The 11,494-nt window shown below is 61.2% G+C and carries 12 protein-coding genes and 2 tRNA genes; 10 read left to right on the forward strand and 4 right to left on the reverse strand.

What is annotated here, in order from left to right; genetic code table 11:
* Positions 1 to 221 precede the first annotated feature (221 nt).
* Complete coding sequence (locus tag QZY07_RS07675) at positions 222 to 1,748, reverse strand: fumarate hydratase (RefSeq protein WP_295401308.1); 1,527 nt, start codon at positions 1,746 to 1,748, stop codon at positions 222 to 224.
* Positions 1,749 to 1,865: 117 nt separating this feature from the next.
* Between QZY07_RS07675 and QZY07_RS07680 the strand changes: the two genes are divergently transcribed.
* The 10 genes from QZY07_RS07680 to QZY07_RS07725 all read left to right on the forward strand — a co-directional run bounded on the left by QZY07_RS07680 (position 1,866) and on the right by QZY07_RS07725 (position 9,937).
* Positions 1,866 to 1,942: transfer RNA gene (locus tag QZY07_RS07680), tRNA-Val, on the forward strand.
* A gap of 178 nt (positions 1,943 to 2,120) precedes the next feature.
* A complete protein-coding gene (gene thrS, locus QZY07_RS07685; protein WP_295401310.1) occupies positions 2,121 to 4,040 on the forward strand; it encodes a threonine--tRNA ligase in 1,920 nt (639 codons plus the stop codon).
* 59 nt (positions 4,041 to 4,099) lie between these two features.
* Positions 4,100 to 4,633, forward strand: a complete 534-nt coding sequence (gene infC / locus QZY07_RS07690) for a translation initiation factor IF-3 (RefSeq protein WP_295401312.1) — start codon at positions 4,100 to 4,102, stop codon at positions 4,631 to 4,633.
* Between the two features lie 144 nt (positions 4,634 to 4,777).
* The gene (gene rpmI, locus QZY07_RS07695; RefSeq protein ID WP_295401314.1) at positions 4,778 to 4,975 is read left to right on the forward strand and encodes a 50S ribosomal protein L35; all 198 of its coding nucleotides are present in this window, start codon (positions 4,778 to 4,780) and stop codon (positions 4,973 to 4,975) included.
* 221 nt (positions 4,976 to 5,196) lie between these two features.
* Entirely contained in the window at positions 5,197 to 5,553 is a 357-nt protein-coding gene (gene rplT, locus QZY07_RS07700) for a 50S ribosomal protein L20 (protein ID WP_014778018.1), read from the forward strand.
* Between the two features lie 102 nt (positions 5,554 to 5,655).
* Positions 5,656 to 6,687, forward strand: a complete 1,032-nt coding sequence (gene pheS / locus QZY07_RS07705; RefSeq protein WP_295401317.1) for a phenylalanine--tRNA ligase subunit alpha — start codon at positions 5,656 to 5,658, stop codon at positions 6,685 to 6,687.
* A gap of 98 nt (positions 6,688 to 6,785) precedes the next feature.
* On the forward strand, positions 6,786 to 9,164 hold the full coding sequence (gene pheT / locus QZY07_RS07710; protein WP_295401319.1) for a phenylalanine--tRNA ligase subunit beta: 2,379 nt from the start codon (positions 6,786 to 6,788) through the stop codon (positions 9,162 to 9,164).
* Between the two features lie 4 nt (positions 9,165 to 9,168).
* On the forward strand, positions 9,169 to 9,468 hold the full coding sequence (gene ihfA, locus QZY07_RS07715) for an integration host factor subunit alpha (protein ID WP_014778015.1): 300 nt from the start codon (positions 9,169 to 9,171) through the stop codon (positions 9,466 to 9,468).
* Positions 9,449 to 9,823: a MerR family transcriptional regulator gene (locus tag QZY07_RS07720; RefSeq protein ID WP_295401321.1), complete on the forward strand. Its 375-nt coding sequence runs from the start codon at positions 9,449 to 9,451 to the stop codon at positions 9,821 to 9,823. Before ihfA ends, QZY07_RS07720 begins: the two co-directional genes overlap by 20 nt.
* A 37-nt stretch (positions 9,824 to 9,860) precedes the next feature.
* Positions 9,861 to 9,937: transfer RNA gene (locus QZY07_RS07725), tRNA-Pro, on the forward strand.
* Between the two features lie 110 nt (positions 9,938 to 10,047).
* On the opposite strand, the gene QZY07_RS07730 is transcribed toward QZY07_RS07725, so the two are convergent.
* From QZY07_RS07730 to QZY07_RS07735, 3 genes are all read right to left on the reverse strand, one after another.
* Positions 10,048 to 11,070, reverse strand: a complete 1,023-nt coding sequence (locus tag QZY07_RS07730) for a site-specific integrase (RefSeq protein WP_363183902.1) — start codon at positions 11,068 to 11,070, stop codon at positions 10,048 to 10,050.
* On the reverse strand, positions 10,980 to 11,306 hold the full coding sequence (locus QZY07_RS27340; RefSeq protein ID WP_363183899.1) for a helix-turn-helix domain-containing protein: 327 nt from the start codon (positions 11,304 to 11,306) through the stop codon (positions 10,980 to 10,982). Before QZY07_RS27340 ends, QZY07_RS07730 begins: the two co-directional genes overlap by 91 nt.
* Positions 11,303 to 11,494 (reverse strand): hypothetical protein (locus QZY07_RS07735; RefSeq protein WP_295401325.1); only part of this gene is annotated, 192 nt, incomplete at its 5' end. The genes QZY07_RS07735 and QZY07_RS27340, both read right to left, overlap by 4 nt.

Consider the following 11,494-nt stretch of genomic DNA (forward strand, 5'->3'; position numbering starts at 1 on the left):
TGGCAATTGTTCAATCAAGGCGTTGCCAACGGGACACTGTCTGATTTTGGAAAAACGCCCGCGTGGCGTCGACAGCGCTCGCCAGCGCGTCATTGTCGTTGACGCTGGAATGACTGACCCGGATCAGTACCTCGCCGGCGGCGGCTCGTGTCGGGTCAGGGTCTCGATTCCGGCACGATGCCCCTGGTCGTCGCGATGGATGCGGAAGGCTTGGTAGCGGTTCATGGTAAAACCTCCACTGGAATCGTCCCGATCCGGCCGCGCCACTGGGCCGGTCCAGTCTGGTGGATCGATTCGCCCCGACTGTCGACCGCGACCGTGACCGGCATGTCCGCGACCGCGAATTCGCGGATCGCCTCCATCCCGAGATCCGCAAAGGCGATCGGTCGGGAGCTTTTGATCGCCCGGGCGACCAGATAGGCCGCGCCGCCGACCGCGATCAGATAGACGGCGCCGTGACGTTTGATCGACTCGATGGCTACCGCGCCGCGCTCGGCCTTGCCGATCATGCCGATCAGGCCGGTCTCGCCGAGCATCTGTTCGGTGAACTTATCCATGCGGGTGGCGGTGGTCGGGCCGGCGGGACCGACCACCTCGTCGCGCACCGGATCGACCGGGCCGACGTAGTAGATAAACCGATTGCGCAGATCGACCCCGTCCGGCAGCGGCTCGCCCCGGTTCAGCAGGTCAGCGATGCGCTGGTGCGCGGCGTCGCGTCCGGTCAGCAGCTTGCCGGAGAGCAGCAGCCGGTCACCGGGTTGCCAGGTCGCGATCTCTTCGCGGGTGATGCCGTCGAGATTGACCCGGCGCGCGCCCGCCGCCGCATCCCAGACGATCCTGGGCCAGTCGTCCAGACTGGGCGGCGTCAAGATCACCGGGCCGGAACCGTCCAGGGTGAACTCCAGATGCCGGGTGGCCGCGCAGTTGGGAATCATGGCCACCGGCAGCGAGGCGGCGTGGGTCGGATAGGTCAGGATCTTGACATCCAGCACCGTGGTCAGACCGCCCAGACCCTGGGCGCCGATGCCGAGCGCGTTGACCTTCTCGTGCAGTTCCAGCCGCAGTTCCTCGATGGGATCGGAGGGACCGCGCGCCTTGAGTTCATGGATGTCGATCGGTCCGAGCAGGGACTCCTTGGCCAGCAGCATTGCCTTCTCCGACGAGCCACCGATGCCGATGCCGAGCATGCCCGGCGGACACCAGCCTGCCCCCATGGTCGGGACTGTTTTCAGAACCCAGTCAACCAGGCTGTCGGTCGGGTTGAGGATGGCAAATTTCGACTTATTCTCGGAACCGCCGCCCTTGGCGGCCAGCCGGACTTCGACCCGGTCGCCCGGCACCAGTTCCAGGTGGACCACCGCCGGGGTATTGTCGCCGGTGTTTTTGCGGATGCCGATCGGCGGCGAGACCATGGAGGCGCGCAGCGGGTTGTCCGGATCCCGATAGGCCCGGCGCACGCCTGCGTCGACCATCGCCTGCACGCTCCGCGTCGCTTCCCAGCGCACCGCCATGCCGATTTTCAGGAAGACGACCACCATGCCGGTGTCCTGGCAGATCGGACGATGACCCTCGGCGCACATCCGCGAATTGACCAGGATCTGGGCCATGGCGTCGCGCGCCGCGGGGGATTCCTCGATCGCATAGGCAGCGGCCAGTGACCGGACGTAATCGCGCGGGTGATAGTAGGAAATGAACTGGAGCGCGTCGGCGATGCTCTGGATGAAATCGGTCTCGCGGATGGTGGTCATCGGGTTTGCTTGGTTTGAGGCTGACGAAGACGGCCAGTATAGTCAGATCGCGAACCGTCGCAAAAAAACGCTTGCGGTCTGGGGATGGCTTCTGTACATTTGCCAGCTCTTAACGACAGGCGCGTAGCTCAGCTGGTTAGAGCACCACCTTGACATGGTGGGGGTCGTTGGTTCGAGTCCAATCGCGCCTACCAAATACTGGCTGTCTGCCTTCAGCAATCAGCTTTCAGCTTGGCATCAAGTCTGAGAGTCAATCGCTGAAAGCAGATAGCTTTTTTGTTGCCCATTAAGTCTGTGTTCATCAGGATTGGGCCGCACTGAACGACTCATGTGATCCCTCGTATCGATCACCACTGAAACCAAGGATCCGACATGCCTCTGATCACTCTTCCCGATGGCTCCCAGCGTCCGTTCGAGCAACCCGTCACCGTCCGTGAGGTGGCTGCTTCCATTGGTCCGGGTCTCGCCAAGGCGGCGCTCGCCGGGCGCGTCGATGGGGCGCTGGTCGATACCTCCTTTCTGATCGAGCGCGACGCCGAACTGGCCATCGTGACGAGTAAGGACGAGACAACCGCGCTGGAGTTGCTGCGCCACGACGCCGCGCATGTCATGGCGCAGGCGGTCCAGGAACTCTATCCCAGCACCCAGGTGACCATCGGGCCGGCGATCGAAAACGGTTTCTACTACGACTTCGCCCGCGACGAACCCTTCACGCCAGAGGATCTGGAGCGCATCGAGACGCGCATGCACGAGATCGTCAAGCGCGATCTGCCGATCGTCCGCGAGATCTGGGATCGGGAGGAGGCCAAGCGCCGCTTCGGCGAGCTGGGCGAGCAGTACAAGGTCGAGATCATCGAGGACATCATCCCCGAGGGCGAGGCAGTTTCGATTTACCGTCAGGGCGACTGGTTCGATGTCTGTCGCGGCCCGCATCTCCCCAGCACCGGCAAGCTCGGCAACGGTTTCAAGCTGACCAAGCTGGCGGGCGCCTATTGGCGTGGCGATTCCAAGAACGCCATGCTCCAGCGCATCTACGGCACCGCCTGGCGGGATAAAAAAGAACTGACCGCTTATCTGACCCGTTTGGAAGAGGCCGAGAAGCGCGATCACCGCAAGCTCGGCAAGCAGCTCGATCTCTTTCATTTTCAGGACGAAGCGCCCGGCATGGCCTTCTGGCACGCCAAGGGACGGACCGTTTACCGGCTCGCCGAAGCCTATATGCGCGAGAAGCTCGACGAGTACGGCTATCAGGAGGTCGAAACCCCGCAGATTCTTGATCGCTCGCTGTGGGAGCGCTCCGGGCATTGGGACAAATTCGCCGGCGGCATGTTCACGACCCAGCTCGATGACCGCGATTACGCCATCAAGCCGATGAACTGTCCCGGCCATATTCAGCTCTATAATCAGGGTCTCAAGAGTTACCGCGATCTGCCGCTGCGGATCGCCGAGTTCGGCGTGGTCCACCGCAACGAACCCTCCGGTACCCTGCATGGCCTGATGCGCGCGCGGCGTTTCACCCAGGACGACGCCCATGTGTTCTGCACCGAGGCGCAGCTTCAGGCCGAAGTCGCCAAGCTGATCGACATGGTGTTCGAGACCTATCGGGATTTCGGTTTTACCGAGATTGATCTGGCCCTCTCGTTGCGGCCCGAGCAGCGGGTCGGCGCCGACGATCTCTGGGATAAAGCCGAGTCGGCGCTCGAACGATCGCTGACCGACAAAGGGTTGACGTTCCGGGTGCAGCCGGGGGAGGGCGCTTTCTATGGCCCCAAGATCGAATTCACCCTGCACGACAGCATCGGTCGCGCCTGGCAGTGCGGCACCATCCAGGTCGATTTTTCCATGCCGGGCCGCCTCGGCGCGCACTATATCGCCGAGGACAACAGCAAGCAGACCCCGGTGATGATCCATCGCGCGATCCTGGGTTCGATCGAGCGCTTTATCGGCATTCTGATCGAACACTATGCGGGATTGTTCCCGCTCTGGCTGGCACCGGTTCAGGTCGTGGTGCTCAATATCACCGACCGTCAGGCCGAGTATGTCAAAGAGGTCGCTAAGACCTTGCGCGACAAGGGCTTCCGTGCCGAAATCGACTTGAGAAACGAGAAGATCGGCTTTAAAATCCGCGAGCACACCCTGCAACGGGTGCCCTATCTGATCGTGGTCGGCGATCGCGAGGTCGAAACCCGCTCCGTCGCCGTGCGCGACCGTCAGGGTCAGGATCTCGGCATTCTCGAACTCGACGCCTTCATCGGGCGTCTGCGGGAAGAGGTCGCGAACCGAATCCACTAACGTTCGGCTCGGCGAGGGCGACCGCGAGTACGGTCACCCGGCCGTTTTTATTTGTGTTTTTGGAGGAACCTGCTATCGCTGCACCAAAGAGAAACCGCGTCAACAAGGAGATCAACGTACCGGAGGTCCGGCTGATCGGCGCGGATGGACATCAGGTCGGGGTCGTCAATACCCGCGAGGCCCTGGAGATGGCCGTCACGGCGGGCATGGACCTTGTCGAGATCGTGCCGACGGAAGATCCGCCGGTTTGTCGGTTGATGGATTTCGGACGGTTTCTCTTCGATCAGAAGAAGAAGAAAAACGAAGCCAAGAAAAAGCAGAAGCAGGTTCAGATCAAGGAAGTGAAATTTCGTCCAGGCACGGACGAGGGAGACTATCAGGTCAAACTACGCAACCTGACCCGTTTCCTCCAGGAAGGGGACAAGGCCAAGGTCACCATGCGTTTTCGTGGGCGCGAACACGCCCACCGCGAACTCGGCTTGGAATTGCTCAAGCGCATCGAGGGTGATTTGTCCCCGCTCAGCATCGTCGAACAACAGCCGCTCATGGAAGGGCGTCAGATGGTCATGGTGCTGGGGCCCAAAAAGAAATAGCGACGATCGGACGCCTGTGCCGGAGCGAATCGTTCCGGTACAGGCGTCCGCATCGGGTGCCATCGGTGCCCGATGCGTCATTCCGCCAACGGCAGGCGCTGTCGTCGCATCAAAATCATCGATCAATCGCGAAGTGAAGAAAAAATGCCCAAGATGAAAACCAATCGCGGAGCCGCGAAGCGCTTCAAGCGCACCGCCTCCGGTGACGTCAAGTGCCATTCCTCTCACCGGCGCCACATCCTGACCAAGAAGACCACCAAGCGGAAGCGTCAGTTGCGCGCGCCGAAGCGGCTGCATAAGTCGGATGTTCGGTCCGCGCTGCGGATGATTCCTTACTGTTAAAACGCGACCGGCATGACTGGCGTTGTTTGTGTATTTGATTTGGCCTTGACTGCATCCCTATGCGTTGCAGTCGCCGCGTTTTAAGTATTTAATTTTCTTAACTATTTAAACCGCGTCTCAACGACCGCAGCAGGTCGCTCCGAGGCCGGAGCTACTCGAAAACAACGCAGATCACGCTGGACGCGGTTTAAATATGCTTGACGAATTATCGGAGATTCAGGATGCCAAGAGTAAAACGCGGCGTAACCGCCCATGCCCGACATAAAAAGCTGCTGGACCAGGCCAAAGGCTATTATGGCGCCCGCAGTAAGGTCTATCGGGTTGCCAAGCAGGCCGTCATCAAAGCCGGACAGTATGCCTACCGCGACCGTCGTCAGAAGAAGCGCCAGTTCCGTACCCTCTGGATCGCCCGGATCAACGCGGCGGCGCGCGAGAACGGTCTGTCCTACAGCCGCCTGATCGACGGTCTCAAAAAGGCCGGGATCGAGGTCGATCGCAAGATGCTGGCGGATGTCGCCTACCATGACAGCGTCGTCTTCGCGGCGCTGGCCGAACAGGCGAAGACGGCCCTGGCCTGATTTCGCGCCACACCGTCCGCGTCCGCCATCGACAAAGAGGGGAAGGCCCAGGTCTTTCCCTCTTTTCGTTTGCGACAAGATTCAACGTTGCGGGTTTAAAGCATGGCCGAACAAACCGGACTCGGGATCGTCTCGCTGCGCGAGGCCGCCATTGACGCCATCGAAAATGCCTCCGATCTCATGGGGCTCGATCAGGTGCGCGTGCGCTATCTGGGCAAGACGGGCGACTTGACCGTCCTGCTCAAGCAGCTTGGCACGTTGCCGGCCGCGGCGCGTCCCGCCGCCGGGCAGGAGATCAATCAGGCGAAAGCCGCCGTCCAGAGCGCGATCGATGCGCGCAAGACCGTTCTGGAACAGGCATCGCTGGCGTCGCGTCTCGCCGCCGAGCGGATCGATATCACTCTGCCAGGACGTGGGCAGCAGCCCGGCGGGCTACACCCTGTCACTCGCGCGCTGCGACGCATTGAACGCCTGTTCGCCAACGCCGGATTCGCCGTGGTCGAGGGGCCTGAAGTCGAGGACGCTTATCACAATTTCGAGGCGCTCAACATCCCCGCGCATCATCCCGCGCGGGCGATGCACGATACCTTTTATTTCGATGCCGACCGGCTGTTGCGCACCCATACCTCGCCGGTGCAGATCCGAGTCATGGAACGGCAGGCCCCGCCGCTCAAGATCATCGCGCCGGGCCGGGTCTATCGTTGCGACTCCGATCTGACCCATACCCCGATGTTCCATCAGGTCGAGGGTCTGCTGGTCGACGAAGATGTCAGCTTCGCCGACCTCAAGGGCGTGCTCTACGATTTTCTGCGCAACTTCTTCGAGCGCGATTTGAAACTGCGCTTCCGCCCGTCGTATTTCCCCTTCACCGAACCCTCGGCGGAGGTCGACATCCAGTGCGTGATGTGCGGCGGCAGTGGTTGCCGGGTCTGCAAACAGACCGGCTGGCTGGAAGTGCTCGGCTGCGGCATGGTCTATCCCGAGGTGTTCAGGCACGTCGGGATCGACCCCGAGCGTCATCTCGGCTACGCCTTCGGCATGGGCGTCGAGCGACTCGCCATGCTGCGTTACGGCATCGACGATATCCGGCTCAATTTCGACAATGACCTGAGATACCTGCGCCAGTTCGTCTAATGATTTTTCTATCGAAAAATCATATGTTTTTATAAATTTAATTTCAGTTTCTCTCAACGCGCAACGCGCTTTGAGAGTCGGACACGGGAAAGCAGGACATGCGATTCAGTGAGGCTTGGCTGCGCGAGTGGGTGAATCCGTCGGTCGACACCCAACAATTGGCCGATCAGCTCAGCATGGCGGGTCTGGAAGTGGACGCCATCGAACCAGCGGCCCCCGCCTTCAGCGGCGTTTTGATCGGCCTGGTGCAGCGCATCGCGCCCCATCCGGATGCCGCTAAGCTGCGCATCTGCACGGTCGATCTGGGTCAGGACGAACCGCTGCAAATCATCTGCGGCGCGGCCAATGTTGCCGAGGGCATGCGGGTTCCGGTCGCCACCGTCGGTGCCTGCCTGCCCAACGATTTCAAGATCAAGAAGGCCAAGCTGCGCGGTGTCGAATCCTTCGGCATGATCTGCTCCGCCACCGAACTCGGACTGGCCGACACCTCCGATGGCATCCTGCCCCTGTCGGCGGACGCGCCGATTGGCGAGGATTTTCGCGCCTGGATGGCCCTGGACGATTACTGCATCGAGGTCGATCTGACCCCGGATCGTGGCGACTGTCTTGGCATCGCCGGACTCGCCCGTGAGGTCGCGGTCATCAACCGCGTCCCGCTACGGGCGCCCGCCGTGCAGCCCGTGCCGCCGACCTGCGACGACCGCGTGACGGTGCGTCTGCTGGCCCCCGACGCCTGCCCGCGCTATGTCTGCCGGGTCATCCGCCAGATCGATCCGACCGCCACGACGCCGCTGTGGATGCAGGAACGCCTGCGCCGCGCTGGACTGCGCGCGATCAGCCCGGTGGTCGATGTCACCAACTATGTCATGCTCGAATTGGGTCAGCCCATGCACGGGTTCGATCTCGCCAAACTCCGCGGCGGGATCGACGTCCGTCTGGCCCAGGCCGGCGAACGGCTCGCGCTGCTCAACGGCGAAGAGGCCAGTCTGCGCGGGGACACGCTGGTCATCGCCGACGCGAACCAGGCGGTGGCCATGGCCGGCATCATGGGCGGCGCCGCGACCGGCGTTGGCCCCGAGACCCGCGACATCCTGCTCGAAAGCGCTTTTTTCGCGCCGCTCGCCATCAGCGGCAAGGCGCGCGGTTACGGCTTTCATACCGATTCCTCGCACCGTTTCGAGCGCGGCGTCGACCCGCAACTCCAGGTCCGCGCGATCGAGCGCGCGACTCGTCTCCTGCTGGACATCGTCGGCGGCGAGGTCGGCCCGGTGGTGGACGTGGCCGACGCGACCCATCTGTCGCACCGCGAACCCCTGCATCTGCGCGAGTCGCGCGTCGCCCGGATTCTCGGGCTCGCACTGCCTGCCACGACCATCACCGATGTGCTGGAACGTCTGGGCATGACCGTCGAACGTCTCGATGACGGCTGGCGGGTCACCCCGCCCAGCGCCCGTTTCGATCTGGTCCACGAAGTCGACCTGATCGCCGACATCGGGCGTATCCATGGCTACGACAACATCCCGGTGAGCCACGCCAGTGCCGCCTCGGTCACCCAATCCACGCCCGAGGCCGCGTTCGATCTCGACCGGGCGCGCCTGGCGCTGGTCGACCGCGGATTCCACGAGGTCATCACCTACAGCTTCGCCAGTCCCGAGATCCAGTCGCTGGTCGAACCCGAGGCCGACACCCTGCGGCTGGCCAACCCCATCAGCGCCGAACTCTCGACCATGCGCACCAGCCTCTGGACCGGCCTGTTGCAGACCGCTCGTTACAATCAGACCCGTCAACTGGAGCGGGTGCGGATCTTCGAGTCCGGTCTGCGGTTTCGGGTCGGCGCGGACGGTCTGCGACAGGAGCCAGGGCTCGGCGGTCTGGTCATCGGCGCCGCCGCTCCAGAGCAATGGGGCTGGCAATCTGGCAAGGTCGATTTTTACGACCTCAAGGCCGACGTGGAAGCCTTGCTGGCGCTGACCTGCGCATCCGCGCAATTCAGGTTCGTCGCCGGTGCGCATCCGGCCCTGCATCCGGGGCAGACGGCACGGATCGAGCGCGCGGGGAAACCCGTGGGCCTGATGGGGATGCTGCATCCCTCGCTGGCCGCCAAGCTCGATCTTAACGGCGACGCCTTTCTGTTCGAGCTGGATCTGGCCTCGCTGGCGGATGGAACCCTCCCTCGCTATGCGCCGATCTCGCGCTTTCCAGGTATTCGTCGCGATCTGGCGATCGTCATCGACGCACGGATCGCTTACGAGACCGTCGCCAACTGCGTTCGCGCCGCCGCCTCGGAACTGCTGCGCGAGGTCATTCTGTTCGATGTCTACACCGGTAAGAACATCGATTCTGGACGAAAAAGTCTTGCTTTAGGATTGATTTTACAGTCTTCTTCCCAGACACTGACGGAAGAAATCATTGACGTCGAGGTGGGGCGGATCCTGGATCGCCTGGCCTCGGAACTTGCCGCACGATTGAGGGATTGAGGGTATGGCATTGACCAAAGCCGAAATGGCTGAACATCTGTTCGATGAACTTGGCCTGAACAAACGCGAGGCAAAGGATATCGTCGAGATGTTTTTCGAGGAGATTCGCACTGCCCTGGAGCGGGGCGAGCAGGTCAAGCTGTCTGGATTCGGCAACTTCGACCTGCGCGAGAAAAACGAGCGTCCGGGCCGCAATCCTAAGACCGGCGAGGAAATTCCCATCACCGCGCGACGTGTCGTGACCTTCCGGCCGGGCCAGAAGCTCAAATCACGGGTGGAAGCCTATGCCGGAACCGATGGTTAGTGGCGACGAGCCAGGAGACGGCGATCTCCCGCCGATTCCCGGCAAGCGTTACTTCACCATCGGTGAAGTCAGCGAGCTGTGTGGCGTCAAACCGCACGTTCTGCGCTACTGGGAACAGGAATTTCCGCAGCTCAAGCCGGTCAAGCGTCGCGGCAACCGGCGTTATTACCAACGCCATGACGTTTTGATCGTGCGCCAGATCCGCAACCTGCTGTACGACCAGGGATTCACCATCGGCGGCGCCCGTCAGCAATTGAGCGGAGAGGGCGCCCGGCACGACATGAATCAGACCCATCAGGTGCTGCGCCAGTTACGTTTGGAGCTCGAAGAGATCCTCCAGATACTGCGACGTTGACGTTCAGTGGGTTAGGCTTTATGATTACTCGTCTTCTCGGGGCGTAGCGCAGCCTGGTAGCGCACCTGAATGGGGTTCAGGTGGTCGGAGGTTCAAATCCTCTCGCCCCGACCAATTTAAGCAAGTAATTACAAGCGGTTACGTGGATCGCGTCGCCGCCTTGAGGAGCATCTGCCAAAGCGGTGTGCCGGAAAATGTGCGGCGCACTTCTTCTGGTTTTCTTTTTATGATCCACGTTTCTGCTCAATCGTCTGAATGACAGACAACCCCGTCTCGATTTGTGCCGCGTGTTTCGCAAGATGCTCAGACGAAAGATGTGCGTATTTTTGCACCATTGCAAAATCTGACCAGCCACCGAGTTCTTGAAGAACATGCAGCGGGGTTCCCGACTGCACATGCCAAGAAGCCCAGGTATGTCGCAGATCGTGCCACCGAAAATTCTCGATCCCAGCCCGCAGAAGTGCTTTTCGCCAAGCCCGGCCACCGGCTTTTGTGACACTCGTCCATTTCATCTGAGCATTCTCGTCCCGACGGGGATAAGCGAAGACGCGTTCTTGATGTCTGCCAATCCATCGCCGCAGCACGAGAACCGCATCGGCATTGAGCGGTACGCCAATCGCCCGCTTCGCTTTCGCTTGGTCAGAATGAATCCAGGCTACGCGCCGAACCAAATCAACTTGGCTCCATTCAAGTCCAGTCACATTCGCCTCGCGCAGTCCGGTCGCTAAACTGAACCGCGCCATATCCGCCAGGTGCTCCGGCAGTTCTGCGATCAAGCGGTTCGCCTCGTCACGGGTCAGCCAGCGGATGCGTTGTTTGGGTTCTGGGAGCAGCGGGATGGTCGGCGCACGATCGAGCCACTCCCAAATCCGTTCAGCACGACGCAAAATCGTATGCAGAACAGAAAGCGTCCGATTGACGGTCGCATTGCTGACTGCACCACCCGCTTTTCTTTCCGAACAAATTAGATGCAAGCGTTCTCGATCAATCTGATCGAGATACAGCCCATTTAACATGTGACTCACCCAACGTAAATGGCACAGGTCGTCTTCGTGACTCGCCTTATGCGCGGTCTCCTCCACCCAGCGCACCACGGCTTCCTGCCAGGTATGACGTGGTTTATCGCCCATGCGTTCCTGTCGCCAGAGTTCCTGCTTCAGCTTTGCTTCGTATTCTTCGGCCGCTTTTTTGTCCTCCGTGCCAGCACTGCGTCGTACTTCTTTGCCGTCTGGTGTGGTGAACCGAATCCACCAAAAATGACTGTTCGATCTGCGGTAGAGCATGCGGATACCTCGTCTGGCTCTGCCGCCCGCGCACGGTCAGCATACCGCTCGCGTATCCAGTTCGCCAAATCTTCGTCAATAAACAACCAATGTTTTCCCGGTTTGGCGCTGGGAATGACGCCAGCGACCGCCTGACGGCGCAGGGTCTCCGGGTGCATCCGCAAAAACACGGCGGCTTCAAGCAGATCAAGCGTCTTCATCCATCGTCCCTCTTGGTCGTGGCAACGGTGTCCAGCAGCGCCTGCACCGTGCGCGTCCCGAGCAAGGCGCCGCGCTTGCGCATCAAGGCATCCGGTCGATACCCCCACGCTCTGAGTAGGCCATCCGCATCGCCCGATGCCCCCAAGCGCGCCAAGACGCGCCGTAAAAATTCGCGATGGGTTAAAAA

It is taken from the genome of uncultured Thiocystis sp., from assembly GCF_903866365.1.
In the GTDB taxonomy this organism is placed as follows: domain Bacteria; phylum Pseudomonadota; class Gammaproteobacteria; order Chromatiales; family Chromatiaceae; genus Chromatium.

What these genes read in the sequence shown, in the direction of transcription:
- pheS (WP_295401317.1), top strand. Translation starts at nt 5,656, where the DNA reads ATGGCCGAACAAACCGGACTCGGGATCGTCTCGCTGCGCGAGGCCGCC.
- pheT (WP_295401319.1), top strand. Translation starts at nt 6,786, where the DNA reads ATGCGATTCAGTGAGGCTTGGCTGCGCGAGTGGGTGAATCCGTCGGTC.
- QZY07_RS27340 (WP_363183899.1), bottom strand. Translation starts at nt 11,306, where the DNA reads ATGAAGACGCTTGATCTGCTTGAAGCCGCCGTGTTTTTGCGGATGCAC.
- QZY07_RS07720 (WP_295401321.1), top strand. Translation starts at nt 9,449, where the DNA reads ATGCCGGAACCGATGGTTAGTGGCGACGAGCCAGGAGACGGCGATCTC.
- rplT (WP_014778018.1), top strand. Translation starts at nt 5,197, where the DNA reads ATGCCAAGAGTAAAACGCGGCGTAACCGCCCATGCCCGACATAAAAAG.
- ihfA (WP_014778015.1), top strand. Translation starts at nt 9,169, where the DNA reads ATGGCATTGACCAAAGCCGAAATGGCTGAACATCTGTTCGATGAACTT.
- rpmI (WP_295401314.1), top strand. Translation starts at nt 4,778, where the DNA reads ATGCCCAAGATGAAAACCAATCGCGGAGCCGCGAAGCGCTTCAAGCGC.
- thrS (WP_295401310.1), top strand. Translation starts at nt 2,121, where the DNA reads ATGCCTCTGATCACTCTTCCCGATGGCTCCCAGCGTCCGTTCGAGCAA.
- QZY07_RS07675 (WP_295401308.1), bottom strand. Translation starts at nt 1,748, where the DNA reads ATGACCACCATCCGCGAGACCGATTTCATCCAGAGCATCGCCGACGCG.